This window comes from Oerskovia sp. NPDC056781 (assembly GCF_042789955.1).
In the GTDB taxonomy this organism is placed as follows: Bacteria; Actinomycetota; Actinomycetes; order Actinomycetales; family Cellulomonadaceae; genus Oerskovia; species Oerskovia rustica.
In genome coordinates this window covers 1-14,653 of record NZ_JBHUAD010000091.1, presented here as the reverse complement: position 1 = coordinate 14,653, position 14,653 = coordinate 1, and the positions used below count along the sequence as shown (strand labels likewise).

Genomic DNA, 14,653 nt, shown 5'->3' with positions numbered 1-14,653 from the left:
CCGGGGTGCCATCACTGCAGGGAGCCCGCGACTACCACCGCGAGCACCGACGATCAGAGGTCGTAGTACAGCTCGAACTCGTGGGGGTGCGGGCGCAGGCGGATCGGGTCGATCTCGTGCGTGCGCTTGTAGTCGATCCACGTCGCGATGAGGTCCTCGGTGAAGACGTCGCCCACCGTGAGGTAGTCGTGGTCGGCCTCGAGGGCGTCGAGGGCCTCGCCGAGGGAGGCGGGGACCTGCTGGATCGCCGCGTGCTCCTCGGGGGGCAGCTCGTAGAGGTCCTTGTCGATCGGCTCCGGGGGCTCGATGCGGTTCTTGATGCCGTCGATGCCGGCGAGGAGCTGTGCGGCGAAGGCCAGGTACGGGTTGGCCGACGGGTCCGGCACGCGGAACTCGACGCGCTTGGCCTTGGGCGAGGAACCGGTGACCGGGATGCGGATGCACGCGGAGCGGTTGCGGGCCGAGTAGACCAGGTTGACGGGGGCCTCGTAGCCGGGGACCAGGCGGTGGTAGGAGTTCACCGACGGGTTCGTGAAGGCGAGGAGCGAGGGCGCGTGCTTGAGCAGGCCGCCGATGTACCAGCGGGCGAGGTCCGACAGGCCGCCGTAGCCCTTCTCGTCGAAGAACAGCGGCTCGCCGTCCTTCCAGAGCGACTGGTGCGAGTGCATCCCGGAGCCGTTGTCGCCGAAGATCGGCTTGGGCATGAAGGTCGCGGACTTGCCGGCCTCCCAGGCGACGTTCTTGATGACGTACTTGAACTTCATCAGGTCGTCGGCCGCTGCGGTCAGCGTCGAGAAGCGGTAGTTGATCTCCTGCTGGCCGGCGGTGCCGACCTCGTGGTGCGCGCGCTCGACGTCGAGGCCGACCTGGTCGAGGACGGCGCACATCTCGTCGCGCAGGTCCGCCATCTGGTCGTTGGGGGAGACGGGGAAGTAGCCGCCCTTGTAACGGGTCTTGTAGCCGAGGTTGCCACCCTCCTCGACGCGGCCGGTGTTCCAGGCCGCTTCCTTGGAGTCGAGGTGGTAGTACGACTCGTTCTGGCTCGTCTTGAACCGGACGTCGTCGAAGATGTAGAACTCGGCCTCGGGGGCGAAGAACGCGGTGTCGGCGATGCCGGTGCTGCGCAGGTACGCCTCAGCCTTGAAGGCGACGTTGCGCGGGTCGCGCGAGTACGCCTCGTCGGTGAAGGGGTCCACGATCGAGAAGTTCACGATGAGCGTCTTGCGCTTGCGGAACGGGTCGACGTAGGCCGTCGTGACGTCGGGGATGAGCTTCATGTCCGACTCGTGGATCGCCTGGAAGCCGCGGATCGAGGACCCGTCGAACATCATGCCGTCCGTGAAGGCGGACTCGGCGAACTGCGAGATCGGGATGTTGAAGTGCTGCATCACGCCCGGCAGGTCGCAGAACCGGACGTCGACGAACTCGACGCCTTCGTTCTGGGTGAAGGCGATTGCCTCCTCCGCGTTCTTGAACATCCGTAACTCCTTGGTAGTGGGTCCTCTGGCCGTACCTCCAGTGGCGCCTCGAACCTAGGCCTCAGGGGTTTCCCCACCGTGTACCGAGTGTTTCGTCCGTGTTACGCAGCGGCGGGCTGTGTGACATCGGCGCGACGGCGCACGACCACAGCCCTGTGCGGGCCTGGTGAGGCTCCCTCGACCGGGACGAACCGGGCGGGCGCCGGAAGCCGCCTCACCGCCACGTAGGCTGGTGCCGTGGTGTCGCGTGAAGATGTGGGTTCCTGGCTCGAGGGTACGCCGACCGGTGGGGAGAACGGCCGAGGCGGTCGCCTCGGCCTGCCGTCCGACGGTCCCGGCTCGCTGGCGACGGTCGGCCGTCGCGCGGTCGCGCTCGTCGTCGACTGGGTGCTGTGCCTGCTCATCAGCTACCTCGTCTTCGACGCGAACTCGATGGCGACGCTCGGCGTGTTCGCGGTCGAGAACCTGCTCCTGGTGAGCACGCTCGGCTACACGGTCGGCCACCGCGTCATGGGCCTGCAGGTGCGGGTCCTGGGCGGCGCGGGCCGCATGGTGGGCCTGTGGCGGGCTCTGGTGCGCACAGTGCTGCTGTGCCTGGTCGTCCCGGCCGTGGTGTGGGACGGCGACGGCCGAGGCATGCACGACAAGGCCGCGGGCACGGTCATCGTCCGCGCCTGACCCGCTCGCCCCGGCAGACACCGGTACGCACCGGCGCACAAGCACGGTGCCCGACGGCGCCGCTCGCCTCCGCGCGGGGGCTCGCCTCAGTCCTTGGGTGCCCCGGGTGCGCGCCACACGAGCGTGTACCGCCAGTAGAGCCGGCGGCGCAGTCGTGCACCGGGAAGGGCCTCGCGCGCGGCCGCACGCAGCTCGGCGTGGCTCGTGGCGACCTCCGCGATCGGTGAGCCGTGCTCCCACTCCCCGCGACGTCGTCGGGCGATCCGCGCGGCGGGGACGGCAGCCGCGCTGACCACCCGGTCCCAGGCCGTGCGCGGCTGCGTCAGTCCCACGACGGCCAGCGTCCCGCCCGGGGCGACCAGGTCGCGCAGGCGCCGCAGTCCCGCGTCGAGCGGCAGGTGATGCAGGGTCGCGACGGCCGTGACGAGGTCGAAGGGCTCGGCGAGCCCGGGAGGGGCTCCAGGACGTCGCCCGCGAGGTAGTCGAGGCCGGACGGCGAGCCCCCGGCGGCGCGGCGCGCACGGTCCACCTGTTCGGGGTCGAGGTCAAGCCCCAGCACCTCGACTGCTCCGGCCGCGCGGAGCCGTCGTGTCAGGAGCCCCTCACCGCAGCCCACGTCGAGCGCCGTACGTGTCCCCGGCCCCACGAGCCGCGCGAGGACGGGGTAGTAGTGGGTGCTGTGGTTCCAGTACGGGTCGCTCACGGGGCTCCTTGCGGCGTCGGCGTCGTCGTCCGCGCGGGGGGAGGGGACACGCGACGGCCCGCCGTTCACCGGGAGGTGACCGACGGGCCGGGTGCAGGAGGTCAGCGCCCGCGCATGCCCTTGCGGTCGGGACGCGCACGCGTGGGGTCGATGCCCTTGGGGATCGGCAGCTTGGCTCCGCCGAGCGCCTTGAGTCGCTTGAGGACCTCGGCGGTCTCCGGCTTGGTGAGCGTCGGGCGCAGCTTCTGCACCGTGCGCGAGAGCTTCTTGAGCGGGACCTGACCCTCGCCGTTGCCGCACTGGATCGTGGTGACCGGGACGTTGGGCAGGACGCGCGTGATGCGGCGCTTCTCGCCGTCGAGCAGCTTGGTGACGCGGTGCGTCGGGCCCTCGCCCACGAGCACGACCCCGGCTCGCCCGACGCCGCGGAACACGAGGTCCTGCTGCGGGGTCAGGGCGACGGGCTCGTCGTCGAACGTCCAGCCGCGGCGGATCGTGCCGAGCGCGGCGCGCGCGGCCCCGGGCTGACCCTCGATGCGGCTGTAGGCCGCGGTCTCCGCGCGGCGTGTCAGGACGAACAGCGAGCCGAGGAACGCGAAGGGCAGGCCCACGATGAGGGTGTAGACCCATGGCCCCCAGGCCAGACCGATCCCGATCGCGACGGCGAGGATGCCGACGAACACGGCGAGCATGATCCACGTGACCGCCGGGTCCTCGGCACGCGTCATCTTGTACGCGTCCCAGACCTGGTGATACCAGCGCTGCTTCTTCTGCTTCTTCGGCTTGGTGCCGTCGACCCCGGTCGAGGGGTCGGTGCTCTTGTTGCGGGCCATGGTGCCTCAGTCTAGTGGTGGCGGAGAGTGCTCCGGTGACGGGGCGGGGACGGCGGCGAGCCGGGCCCCGCCCCCGATTCTCTCGCACGTCGGCGGGGGGAACGGGAGCGAGGACCGGCTCGGGCAGATCAGAGACCCGGGAGGTCAGCGAGCCAGCAGGCTCGCCGCCTCCTGACGGGCCGTCGTGGGCTCAGTCAGGTGCGCGAGCGCGGCCGGGATCTCCATGCCGCGACGCTTCATGGCCTGGCCCCACAGGCGGCCAGCGCGGTACGACGAACGGACCAGCGGGCCGGACATGACACCGAGGAACCCGATGCGCTCGGCCTCGTCCGAGAGCTCGACGAACTCCTCGGGCTTGACCCAGCGCGAGACAGGGTGGTGGCGCAGCGACGGGCGCAGGTACTGCGTGATGGTGATGAGGTCGCAGCCTGCGTCGTGGAGGTCCTGCAGGGCCTCCTTCGCCTCGTCGATCGTCTCGCCCATGCCGAGGATGATGTTCGACTTGGTCACCAGGCCGGCCTCCCGAGCCCGCGTGATGACCGACAGCGAGCGCTCGTAGCGGAAGCCCGGCCGGATCTGCTTGAAGATGCGCGGCACGGTCTCGACGTTGTGCGCGAGGACCTCGGGGCGCGACTCGTTGACCGCGTCGAGGAGCTCGGGGATCGCGTTGAAGTCCGGGATGAGGAGCTCGACGCCCGTGCCCGGGTTGAGCGCGTGGATCTGACGCACGGTCTCGGCGTAGAGCCACGCGCCGCCGTCGGCCAGGTCGTCGCGCGCGACGCCCGTGATGGTCGAGTAGCGCAGGCCCATGGCCTGGACCGACTCGGCGACGCGGCGCGGCTCGTCCGCGTCGAAGTCGGCGGGCTTGCCCGTGTCGATCTGGCAGAAGTCGCAACGGCGCGTGCACTGGTCGCCGCCGATGAGGAACGTGGCCTCACGGTCCTCCCAGCACTCGAAGATGTTGGGACAGCCGGCCTCCTCGCAGACCGTGTGCAGGCCCTCCTTGCGCACGAGGCCCTTGAGCTCGGTGTACTCGGGTCCCATGGTCGCCCGAGTCTTGATCCACTCGGGCTTCTTCTCGATGGGTGTCGCAGAGTTGCGGGCCTCGACCCGCAGCATGCGCCGCCCTTCAGGTGCGATCGTCACGCGGTGTCTCCCAGTCCGTGGTGGGCGGTGGCCCCCTGGAGTCGTGCCCGGTATCGGGTGAAAGTCAGACTACGCCAGGAGCCTGCGGGAGGGCGGTGGTGTCCACGTGGGCCGGACGTGACCTGAGCGACAGCCCGGTGACGACGAGCAGCACCGCGGCGACTGCCGGCAGCGCGAACGCGGCCGCCGTCCCCACGCCCTCGGCGACCTGCCCACCGACGCTCGCGCCGAGCGCCACGCCCACGACGTTCGCGCTCGCGAGCATCGTCATGGCGGCGCCGCTGCGGCTGCTCGGGCTGAGGTCGCCGCCGACCGTGAAGATCGTGACCATGACCGGGCCGACGAACAGGCCCAGCAGCGCGAGCGCGCCGATCAGCGCGCCGAGCGACCCGCTGCCGCCCGCGAGGAAGGCGAGGACCGCGGTGACCGTGAGGCCCGCGGCGAACGAGACCCAGCGCGAGCGTGCACCGAAGCTCGCGGGCAGCGCGACCACGGCGAGCGCCGTGATGGCCGACCCGAAGCCGAGCACCGCGTAGACCAGACCGGCCTGCTCCTCGGCGCCCGCGTCGCGCATGAACGACGTGACGGCCGTCTGGGTGCTGCCGAAGAGCATGCCCATCGCGAGCATCCCGAGGACGGGGACCAGCACGCGGTGCAGGAGGCCGGCGAACGAACCGTGGGCGTCGGCCCCTGCCGCTTCCTGTGCCGCGGCCGACGGCTTGGGGGCGCCGGGCGTCGCGGTCGGGTGCAGCGCGAAGGCCAGGCCGAAGACCGCGCACACCGCGGCGGCGAACAGCATCGCGGCCTGCGGGGACCACACGCTCGCGAGGATGCCGACGAGGGCCGGGCCCAGCACGAAGCCGATCTCGTCGGCCGTGCTCTCGTAGCCCATCGCGGCGAGCAGCGTGCGAGGGCGGTGCTGGGTCATCGCGATCCAGCGCACGCGCGCGAGCGGCCCCACCTGCGGTGCGAACGCGCCCACGAGCGCCGCGGCGCCGAGGATCACGCCCGACGCCGCGCCGGTGCTCGCGGCCTGGACGAGCGCGACGACGGCCAGGACGTTCAGCGGCACGACGACGAGGAGCACCTTGCGCTGGCCGATCCGGTCCGCGAGGGATCCCTGCGTCGGGCCGCCGAGCGCCGTGCCGACCGCGGCGGCCGCGCTCGCGAGGCCGCCGAGGGCGAGCGAGCCCGTGGTCGTCGTGACCAGGAGGAGCGTGCCGATCGTGATCATCGAGAACGGCAGCCGCGCGAGGAACGCGATCGGCAGGAACGCCTTGCCGGCCAGGCGGGGGAGCTCGCCGTACGTGGCGAGGGTGCCGCGGCGGGGTTCCGCGGGCTCGGGGGCCTGCGCGGTGCCGCCGGGCGCGCCGTCAGCCGTGACGTCGGGGCGCGCGGGCGCGAGGGGGCTGGGAGTGCGGGTCATGAGGGTCCTTCAGGGGTCAACCGTTCCGCGCACCGACCCACCCGTACTCCGGTTGCGCCATGATTCCCTTGAGGTGATCCCCATCCTAGCCGCGAAGGTCCCGGAAGGGGAGGGGGGCGCGCCCCGCGCTCTCTAGCCTGCCGAGCGCACCGAGGGGACCGACACGGCGGTCGTGACGGCTGCTCCGGTCGTGACGGCTGCTCCGGTCGTGCCGGTCGCGGGGGTCGCGGCGAGGAGCGGACCCAGGTGCTCGTGCAGCGCGGCGACCAGGAGCGGCGTGGCCTCGTCGATCGTGACCTGTCGGCCGGTCTCGAGCGTCAGGGACGTGACGTCGGCGTCGGAGATCCCGCACGGCACGATGCGGGAGAACTCCCCGAGGTCCGGGGAGCAGTTGAGGGCGAGGCCGTGCATGGTCACGCCGCGCGCGACCCGCACGCCGATCGCGCAGACCTTGCGCTCGCGCCGGGTCGGGGTCGCGGCCAGCCACACGCCGCTGCGCCCCTCGACGCGGTGGGTCGTCAGGCCCAGCGCGGTGCAGACGTCCATGACCGCGGACTCGAGCGCGCGCACGTAGGCGACGACGTCGACGGGCTCGGCGAGCCGGACGATCGGATAGGCGACGAGCTGTCCCGGCCCGTGCCAGGTGATCTTCCCGCCGCGGTCGACGTCGACGACGGGCGTGCCGTCGTCGGGGCGGTCGGCGAGGTTGGTGCGCCTGCCGGCGGTGTAGACGCTCGGGTGCTCCACGAGGATGACGGTGTCCGGCGCGATGTCGTCCACGACGTCCTGATGGACCTGGCGTTGGAGGTCCCAGGCGTCCTGGTAGTCGGTGAGACCGGGGCCCTCGGTGCGCAGGTGCATGCGGTCAGGCTAGCCCTCACCCGGTCGGGGGTGGGCCTCGACCATGGTGATGAGGATCTCACGCAGGGTCGCGATCTGCTCGTCGGTCAGGCCCCGGGTGCTGAGCTCCTCGGCGGGGCGCGGGCTCGCGGCGGCGAGAGCGGCGGTACGGCCGTCCGGGGTGATCGCGACGGCGCGCCGGCGACGGTCGTTCACGTCGTCCTCGCGGGTGATGTACCCCGAGCGTTCGAGGCGCGCCAGGATGCGGCTCATGGTCTGCTCGGTGATGTGCGACTCGGCCGCGAGCTGACGCTGGGTGCGCGGGCCTGCGAGCAGGTGCAGCAGGACGGGCATCGAGGCGTGGTTGAGGTCCCAGCCGTCGAGGTGGTGGTTCCACTCACGCTCGATCCGGCGGGTCACCGCCGACAGGAGCCGGCCGGTGGGCCAGTCCTTCGGTTCCCTGCTGACCGGGTTTGCGTCCACTTGCGTCTGAGACCTCCGTCGTCAATAGTACTCAGCATGCTGAGTAATCGCTGGAGTGGTGTGCTCCGAGGCCTGGTCATTGTCGCAGTGCTGGGCGTCTGGCTCGCCATCGGCGCGCTCGGGGGCCAGGCGCAGGGCAAGCTCAGCACCGTCCAGACCAACGACTCCGCGGCCTTCCTGCCGTCGAGCGCCGAGTCCACCCGCGCCGCCGAGAAGGCCCAGGCGTTCGTGTCCGACGAGTCGCTGCCCGCGCTCGTGGTCGCGGTCCCCACCGACGGCGGGGCCGTCACGCCCCAGCAGCTCGAGACCCTGCGGACCGTCGCCGCCGACCTGCCGACGCTCCCGCTCCCCGGCGCAGGCCCCGAGGACCCCCAGACGGTCGGGGACGCGCTGACCGGCGACCCCGTCGTCGTGCCCTCGCAGGACGGTGAGGCCGCGATGATCGTCGCGTCGCTCGACGCGTCGCAGTCCTCGGACCTCATGGCCGACGACGAGCGCGTCAACAACGCCGTGGTCGCCGAGATCCGCGCCGAGCTCGAGACCGCCCTCGCCGACTCGGGTCTCCAGGCGTGGGTCACCGGGCCTGCGGGGTTCGTCGCTGACCTCGTCAACGCGTTCGGCGGGATCGACACGGTCCTCCTGCTCGTCGCTCTCGGCGCCGTGCTGATCATCCTCGCGATCGTCTACCGCTCGCCGATCCTGCCGTTCATGGTGATCCTCACCGCGGTCTTCGCGCTGTGCCTGGCGGGCCTGGTCGTCTATCTCCTGGCGGACGCCGGCACGCTGACGCTCAACGGGCAGGCGCAGGGCATCCTCTCGATCCTCGTCGTGGGCGCCGCGGTCGACTACTCGCTGCTCGTCGTGGCGCGATACCGCGAGGAGCTGCGCGCCGTCGAGAGTCCCTACACCGCCGTGCGCCGCGCCCTGCGCGCCTCGATCGAGCCCATCGCCGCCTCGGCCGGGACCGTCATCGCGGGCCTGCTCTGCCTGCTGCTGTCCGACCTCGCGTCCAACCGCTCGCTCGGGCCCGTCGGGGCGATCGGCATCGCGGCCGCGTTCCTCGGCGCGCTCACGTTCCTGCCCGCGCTGCTCGTGGTCGGCGGCAAGCGCTCGCGGGGCATCTTCTGGCCGCGCAGGCCCGCGTACGACCCCGCCGCCGACGAGGCGACGACCGCCCCGGTGCCCGCGTCCGGCACCGGCGCGCCGGAGGGCGCACGCGACGTCGCCCTCGCCGCGAGCCACGACGTCGACGTGCACGTCGCGGGCCACGGCGTCTGGTCCCGCGTCGCGAGCTTCGTCGGGCGCCGCGACCGTGCCGTGTGGATCGTCACGGCCCTCGTCCTCGCGGGGTGCGCGGCGTTCGTGCCGACGTTCCAGGCCGAGGGCACGAGCGACTCCGACGTCTTCCTCACCCAGGTCGACTCGGTCGACGGCGAGCAGGTGCTCGAGGACCACTTCGGGGGAGTGGGCGTCCAGCCCGCGATCGTGATCGCCCCCGAGGCCGACCTCGACGCCGTGCTCCAGGCCGCGACCGCGACGGACGGCGTCGCGTCCGCCGCCGCCGTGAGCGAGGGCGGCACGGGAGGAGCCCCCGGCGCACCCGCCCAGGGGCCGCCGCTCGTCGTCGACGGCGACGTGCGCGTCGACGTCGTGACCGAGGACCCGAGCGACACCAACGCCGCGACGCAGACCGTCGCCGCGCTCCGTGACGCCGTGCACGAGGTCTCGCCCGACTCTCTCGTGGGCGGGGCCAGCGCCGAAAGGCTCGACACCCAGATCGCGGGCGACCACGACCTGCGTGTCATCGTGCCCGTGGTGCTGGTCGTGATCCTGGCGATCCTCATGCTGCTGCTGCGCTCGGTCCTCGCGCCCGTCCTGCTCATGGCCGCCAACGTGCTCTCGTTCGGCGCGGCCCTCGGTGTGTCGGCGATCGTGTTCAACCACGTGCTCGACTTCCCGGGCGCCGACCCGACCGTCCCGCTCTACGCGTTCTGCTTCCTCGTGGCGCTCGGCGTCGACTACTCGATCTTCCTCATGACCCGGGTGCGCGAGGAGTCCGGGATCATCGGCACCCGCCGTGGCACGCTGCGCGCGCTCGCCGTCACGGGCTCGGTCATCACGTCAGCGGGCGTGGTGCTCGCCGCGACGTTCGCGGCGCTCGGGGTGATCCCGCTGCTCTTCCTCGCGCAGCTCGCGTTCATCGTCGCGTTCGGCGTCCTCGTCGACACCCTGATCGTCCGCAGCCTGCTCGTCCCGGCCCTGGTGCACGACGTCGGACGAGCGGTCTGGTGGCCGGGAGCGCTGCGCCGCAGCGCACCCTGAGGAGCCGCGGGCCCGGGCGGGCCGACCTCGCGTCGGGCGGCTCGTCCGGGACCCGCTCCCGGCTCACGGGCCCGCGCGGGTCAGCTCCCGGTGGGCAGCGGCTCGGACGGGCAGTCACCGAGCACGGCGACCATCGCGTCGCGCTCGGACGGGGTCACCCACAGCTCGTAGGTGACCTTGACCGCGATCTGGCGAGCGATGTACGTGCAGCGGAACGCGTGGTTGGGCGGGAGCCACGCCGACGCGTCGCGTGCGCCCTTCGACTGGTTGGCCGACCCGTCGGAGGCGAGCAGGTTGAGCGGGTCGTTCGCGAAGCGACGCCGGGTCTCGTCGTCCCACGACTGCGCGCCCTTGCGCCAGGCGTCCATGAGCGGGATGACGTGGTCGATCTGGACGGCCGAGCTGGTCCTGTTGCCCCGCACGAAGCTGATCGTCTCGCCCGTGTAGGGGTCGTCGAAGGTCCCGGTGCGTACCTCGCACGCCTTGTCGCGGGTCGAGTACGTGAGATCGGTGAGGTCCCGGGCGAGGATGTCGTTGCGGGTGTCGCACCCGTTGCCGTCGACGTCGGCCCAGGCGGACCCGAAGTTCTCGCGCTCGTAGCCGGTCGCCGCTGCGATCCCCTTGACGTCGAGCGTCTCGAGCGCCGCGAGAGCCGTCCCGGTCGCGGGGGCCTCGTTCGCCTCGATCGTCTGTTGGTTCACCGCGTTGGCGATGACGATCCCCAGCGCCAGGGCGATGAGGGTGATGCGCAGGGCGCGCCGCAGGCGCGCGCTCTTCCTGCTCGTGGGGCTCGTGCTCTTGGTGCTCAACGGACGACCTTCCCGAACTCGGACACATGCCGAGAACGACAGTTCCAGGAGGATTCGGTACATTCTGCCAGCCTTCCGGAGTGCTCCGGGACGACGGCTAGATTGGTCGGCATGACGACGACGAGTGCGCAGGGACAGGCCCGGGGCAGTGAGCCGGTACGGATCGGCCTGATCGGGTACGGCGGGGCGGGCCGGGGGATCCACGCACGCCTGGCCCGGGAGGCCGGGCTCGTCGTGACCGCCGTCGTCGCCCGGAACCCCGAGCGCCGCGCGACGGCCGAGGCGGACTGGCCCGGCGTGCGGCTGTACGACGACCTGACCGGGCTCCTCGGCGCCCGTGGCGCGTTCGACGTCGTCGTGATCGCGAGCCCGTCCGCGCTGCACGCCGAGCACGCCGCCCAGGTCTCCGCCGCCGGTGTCCCGTTCGTGCTGGACAAGCCGATCGCGCTCGACGGGGCGCAGGCCGCAGAGGTCGTCGCGACGGCCGCCGCCGCGGGGACACCCTTCACGGTCTTCCAGAACCGGCGCTGGGACCCCGAGCAGCTGACGCTGCGGTCGGTGCTCGCGTCGGGCGAGCTGGGGCGCGTGCACACGTTCGAGCGTCGCTGGGAGCGGTGGCGGCCCGTGCCGCAGCAGCGCTGGAAGGAGAACGACCCGGTCGGCGGCGGGCTCCTGCTCGACCTCGGTCCGCACCTCGTCGACTCGGCCACCCAGCTCTTCGGGCCCGTCCGGTCGGTGTACGCCGAGCTGCGCGCCCTGACGACCCCGACCGAGGACGACGTCTTCCTGACGCTCCACCACGCGCCGTCGGACGGGCGTGAGGTGGTCAGCCGGCTCTGGGCGGCCTCGGTCGTGGGCGCGCCCGGTCCCCGGACGCGCGTGCTCGGCGACGCGGGGGCCTACGTCGTGACGACGTTCGAGAACGACGCGTCGCCCTTCGAGGTCTTCGACGACGCGGCGCCGGACGGGACCGAGGGGTGGGTCACGCGCGGGCGCGAGCGCAGGCCCGTGCCGCGCGCCCCGGGCGGGCACGCCGACTTCTACCGCGCGGTCGCCGACTGGGTCGACGGCGGGCCGGTGCCCGTCGACCCTGCCGACGCGGTGCGGACCGCGCACGTCCTGGACCTGGCCCGGGAGAGCGCGCGGAGCGGGCGGCGGCTGGAGGTCTGACGGGCCCGGGCCGGGACGGTTTCGACAGGATCGGCCGGGTCCGGTCGCGCTCGGGCCGCGGTGGCCGAGATCTCGGGCTGTGGACAACCTGTCCGTCGGGCCGCGCTCTGCTGGGATGAGGCGATGTCGAGCGCCCGCCCGCCCCGCGCATCCTGGCCCTCCCGCGCGAGGGACCGGGAGGGTGTCGACCCGTCGGCACCACCTCCGGCGGTCCAGGACCTCCTGGCACGTCGAGGCTGGGCCGTCGTCGGGCACGGTGAGGCGGCCGCCCCCGGCGGGGCGGCGGCACGCCGGTGGGTCGCCTCCGACGGCGCGGGGCGCTGCCGTGACGTCGACCTGGTGCACGTTCCTGCCGAGCCCGCGGCGAGGGCCGTGCTGGTCGAGCGGCTCGACGCTCTGCGTCAGGTCGATCACGAGCACCTCGCGCACGTCGAGGAGGTCGCCGAGGGGAACGAGGGAGACCTCGTGCTGGTCTCCTCGCGGCCGCCGGGTGTGGGTCTGGCGCTCGTGCGGGTCTGCCGGGGTCCCTTCGAGGCCGGGGAGGCCGTAACCCTGCTCGTGCCCCTCGCGCAGGCGCTGGCCGCGCTGCACGCGTCCGGGCTGTCGTACGGCGGGGTCGCGGAGTCGGACGTCCTGCTCGACGCCGAGGGGCGGGCCGTCCTGCGGATGCCGCTCGACCTGTGCGCCGTTCCGCCGGCCGACGACGTCAGGTCGCTCGCGGAGCTCGTCACAGGGGTCCTCCCTCTCCCCGCCGCCGCGACGGTCACGGGCAGCGGCACTCCCGAGGAGCCCGACCTGCGGCTCACGGCCCTGCACGCCGAGCTCGCCACGGCCTGCCGTGCGGACCCTCGCACGAGGCCCGAGGTCGGGACGTTCGCGGCGCTCTGCTACGAGGCCGCGACCCCGTCCCCGATCACGATGCCCGACGGCGCCCGGCTCGCCGCGGCGACCATCGCCGCGCGGTCGGGGCGCGCGTCACGTCCCAGAGAGCCCGAAGGTGACCGGGTGCGCGACGACACGGTCGTCCGGCCCCCCGGGGCGTCCGGTCGGGGCGCACCGGCGTCCCGCGTTCCCCCCGGCCCGGGCGGGAGGCCGTCGCCCACGCGACGGGACCACGGCGCCCGACGGCGTCGCTCGGCCTCAGGTTCTCGGCAGCACCCAGCGCTCGTCGCGGGCCTCGTCCTGGTCACGTGCTCGGTGCTCGTCGCGGGAGTGCTGCTCGTCGGACCGCACCGCGCGGGGGACGTCGCCGCTCGGCAGGCGGTACCCGCCCGTCAGGGCGCCGAGCATGCCGGTGTTCCACGACCCCCTGAACCCGACCCCGTCCTGCTCGACCCCACCCTGCAGGCCGACGACCCGGCCGGTGCCGCCGTCGAGCTCACCGAGCGCCGCGTCGAGCTGCTCGCAGGGGAGCGGGAGCCGTCGGAGATCCTGGCGCCCGGGTCGCCCGCCGAAGCTGCGGACGCTGACCTCCTGGACCGGGTCGCCGGGTCAGGAGTCGTCATCGACGGAGCGACGGCCTCGGTCGTGGAGGCGCGTCCGGTCGCCCCGGACGAGGTGAGCGCGGCGCCGGGTCCACCCGCTGGGCCGGCACCGGGGACCGAGACGCAGGTCGACGTCACCTACTCGGTCTCCGAGCACACCCAGCGGGCGGCCGACGGCTCGGTCACGACGGTCCCCGCGACCGTGGCCTCGACGGCGCGCCTGACACTGCGGTGGACCGACGTCGGATGGCGGGTGAGCGCGGTGGCGTGAGGGTGGTCGGCTCAGCCCGCAGCGACCCACCGGGCCGCGGACTCCAGGTCCGGGTGCTCGAACGCGAAGCCGCTGGCCTTCAGGACCCGTGGCAGGGCACGCTGTGACCCCAGGATGTCGGACGCGAACTCGCCGAGCGCGACCTTGAGCGCGACCGACGGTACGGCCAGCACCGCGGGGCGGTGCAGGGCGGCGGCCAGCGCCCGGGTGACCTCGGCGTTCGTGGCAGGCGCCGGGCCCGTGAGGTTCACCGGCCCGTGCACGTCCGTCTCGAGCAGGTGCAGCACGGCCGAGACGTGGTCGCGCAGCGTGATCCAGCTCCAGTACTGGCGCCCGCTGCCGAGCCTGCCGCCCACGCCCCACCGCAGGAGGGGCAGCATGCGGGCCAGCGCTCCGCCGTCGGGCGTCATGACGATGCCCGTGCGCAGGTGCGCGACCCGGATCCCCGCGTCCTGGGCAGGGCGCGTCGCGGCCTCCCACTCGGTGACGACGCGCGCCAGGAAGCCCGCACCCGGGCCGGACGTCTCGGTCAGCACCTCCGCGCCCCGGTCGCCGTAGTACCCCACGGCGGTGCCCTGGAGGAAGACTGGCGGGGGAGCGTCGAGGTGCGCGAGAGTGCGCGCGAGCAGGCCCGTCGTGCGCGTCCGGGACTCCAGGATCGTGCGCTTGTACTCGGCGGTCCACCGGTGGTCGCCGACACCGGCTCCCGCGAAGTTGACCACGGCGTCCGCGCCCTCGAGCGCGCGCGGGTCCAGGGCGTCCTCGTCCGGGTCCCAGAAGTGCTCGTGGGCGGTCTGCGGGGGTCTGCGCACCAAGCGGCGCACCGTGTCACCGCGCTCCCGCAGACGTTCGAGGAGCTCCGTACCGATGAGACCGTGCGACCCGGCCACGACGATGTCCATGCGACCACGGTACGGCCCCGGCGCAGGGCCCGCGCCGCCCACGGCCCGTCGGACCCTCGACCGGCCGCCCTGATCCCGGGGACGCGCAGGCCCCCCGACCCGGAACTG

Annotated in this window: 14 protein-coding genes; 4 read left to right on the top strand and 10 right to left on the bottom strand. The window is 73.1% G+C overall.

Going from position 1 to position 14,653, the window contains the following annotated elements:
* Window positions 1–53: 53 nt before the first annotated feature.
* Window positions 54–1,478, bottom strand: coding sequence for a type I glutamate--ammonia ligase (gene glnA, locus ACFRCR_RS09955; RefSeq protein WP_138824214.1), 1,425 nt, complete (start codon window positions 1,476–1,478; stop codon window positions 54–56).
* 237 nt (window positions 1,479–1,715) lie between these two features.
* Between glnA and ACFRCR_RS09950 the strand changes: the two genes are divergently transcribed.
* Window positions 1,716–2,156 (top strand): RDD family protein, encoded by a 441-nt coding sequence (locus tag ACFRCR_RS09950; protein WP_377677179.1) that lies wholly within the window; start codon window positions 1,716–1,718, stop codon window positions 2,154–2,156.
* An 86-nt stretch (window positions 2,157–2,242) separates the two neighbouring features.
* Here ACFRCR_RS09950 and ACFRCR_RS09945 read toward each other — a convergent pair whose 3' ends face one another.
* The 7 genes from ACFRCR_RS09945 to ACFRCR_RS09915 all read right to left on the bottom strand — a co-directional run bounded on the left by ACFRCR_RS09945 (window position 2,243) and on the right by ACFRCR_RS09915 (window position 7,587).
* On the bottom strand, window positions 2,243–2,488 hold the full coding sequence (locus tag ACFRCR_RS09945) for a hypothetical protein (RefSeq protein WP_377677177.1): 246 nt from the start codon (window positions 2,486–2,488) through the stop codon (window positions 2,243–2,245).
* Entirely contained in the window at window positions 2,479–2,859 is a 381-nt protein-coding gene (locus tag ACFRCR_RS09940) for a class I SAM-dependent methyltransferase (protein WP_377677175.1), read from the bottom strand. The genes ACFRCR_RS09945 and ACFRCR_RS09940 overlap by 10 nt, the downstream gene beginning before the upstream one ends.
* 101 nt (window positions 2,860–2,960) lie before the next feature.
* A complete protein-coding gene (locus tag ACFRCR_RS09935) occupies window positions 2,961–3,692 on the bottom strand; it encodes a DUF4191 domain-containing protein (protein WP_377677173.1) in 732 nt (243 codons plus the stop codon).
* Between the two features lie 144 nt (window positions 3,693–3,836).
* Window positions 3,837–4,838 (bottom strand): lipoyl synthase, encoded by a 1,002-nt coding sequence (gene lipA / locus ACFRCR_RS09930; protein WP_030153123.1) that lies wholly within the window; start codon window positions 4,836–4,838, stop codon window positions 3,837–3,839.
* Window positions 4,839–4,902: 64 nt separating this feature from the next.
* Entirely contained in the window at window positions 4,903–6,264 is a 1,362-nt protein-coding gene (locus ACFRCR_RS09925) for an MFS transporter (protein ID WP_377677171.1), read from the bottom strand.
* A 132-nt stretch (window positions 6,265–6,396) separates the two neighbouring features.
* The gene (lipB, locus tag ACFRCR_RS09920; protein ID WP_377677169.1) at window positions 6,397–7,125 is read right to left on the bottom strand and encodes a lipoyl(octanoyl) transferase LipB; all 729 of its coding nucleotides are present in this window, start codon (window positions 7,123–7,125) and stop codon (window positions 6,397–6,399) included.
* 9 nt (window positions 7,126–7,134) lie between these two features.
* A complete protein-coding gene (locus ACFRCR_RS09915) occupies window positions 7,135–7,587 on the bottom strand; it encodes a MarR family winged helix-turn-helix transcriptional regulator (RefSeq protein WP_377677168.1) in 453 nt (150 codons plus the stop codon).
* A gap of 36 nt (window positions 7,588–7,623) precedes the next feature.
* On the opposite strand from ACFRCR_RS09915, the gene ACFRCR_RS09910 reads away from it, so the two are divergent.
* Entirely contained in the window at window positions 7,624–9,909 is a 2,286-nt protein-coding gene (locus ACFRCR_RS09910) for an MMPL family transporter (protein ID WP_377677167.1), read from the top strand.
* An 80-nt stretch (window positions 9,910–9,989) separates the two neighbouring features.
* Here ACFRCR_RS09910 and ACFRCR_RS09905 read toward each other — a convergent pair whose 3' ends face one another.
* Entirely contained in the window at window positions 9,990–10,718 is a 729-nt protein-coding gene (locus tag ACFRCR_RS09905; protein ID WP_377677166.1) for an HNH endonuclease family protein, read from the bottom strand.
* 111 nt (window positions 10,719–10,829) lie between these two features.
* On the opposite strand from ACFRCR_RS09905, the gene ACFRCR_RS09900 reads away from it, so the two are divergent.
* Window positions 10,830–11,888, top strand: coding sequence for a Gfo/Idh/MocA family protein (locus tag ACFRCR_RS09900; protein ID WP_377677165.1), 1,059 nt, complete (start codon window positions 10,830–10,832; stop codon window positions 11,886–11,888).
* A gap of 123 nt (window positions 11,889–12,011) precedes the next feature.
* Window positions 12,012–13,643 carry a hypothetical protein gene (locus ACFRCR_RS09895; RefSeq protein WP_377677163.1) on the top strand — a complete coding sequence of 544 codons (1,632 nt, stop codon included), beginning with the start codon at window positions 12,012–12,014 and terminating at the stop codon, window positions 13,641–13,643.
* Window positions 13,644–13,654: 11 nt separating this feature from the next.
* Here ACFRCR_RS09895 and ACFRCR_RS09890 read toward each other — a convergent pair whose 3' ends face one another.
* Window positions 13,655–14,545, bottom strand: coding sequence for a TIGR01777 family oxidoreductase (locus ACFRCR_RS09890; protein ID WP_377677162.1), 891 nt, complete (start codon window positions 14,543–14,545; stop codon window positions 13,655–13,657).
* Between the last annotated feature and the right edge of the window lie 108 nt (window positions 14,546–14,653).

Bases quoted from the DNA above. Each gene is read 5' to 3' on its own strand.
- ACFRCR_RS09935 (WP_377677173.1), bottom strand. From the start codon at position 3,692: ATGGCCCGCAACAAGAGCACCGACCCCTCGACCGGGGTCGACGGCACC.
- glnA (WP_138824214.1), bottom strand. From the start codon at position 1,478: ATGTTCAAGAACGCGGAGGAGGCAATCGCCTTCACCCAGAACGAAGGC.
- ACFRCR_RS09895 (WP_377677163.1), top strand. From the start codon at position 12,012: ATGTCGAGCGCCCGCCCGCCCCGCGCATCCTGGCCCTCCCGCGCGAGG.
- ACFRCR_RS09900 (WP_377677165.1), top strand. From the start codon at position 10,830: ATGACGACGACGAGTGCGCAGGGACAGGCCCGGGGCAGTGAGCCGGTA.
- ACFRCR_RS09890 (WP_377677162.1), bottom strand. From the start codon at position 14,545: ATGGACATCGTCGTGGCCGGGTCGCACGGTCTCATCGGTACGGAGCTC.
- ACFRCR_RS09925 (WP_377677171.1), bottom strand. From the start codon at position 6,264: ATGACCCGCACTCCCAGCCCCCTCGCGCCCGCGCGCCCCGACGTCACG.
- ACFRCR_RS09910 (WP_377677167.1), top strand. From the start codon at position 7,624: ATGCTGAGTAATCGCTGGAGTGGTGTGCTCCGAGGCCTGGTCATTGTC.
- lipB (WP_377677169.1), bottom strand. From the start codon at position 7,125: ATGCACCTGCGCACCGAGGGCCCCGGTCTCACCGACTACCAGGACGCC.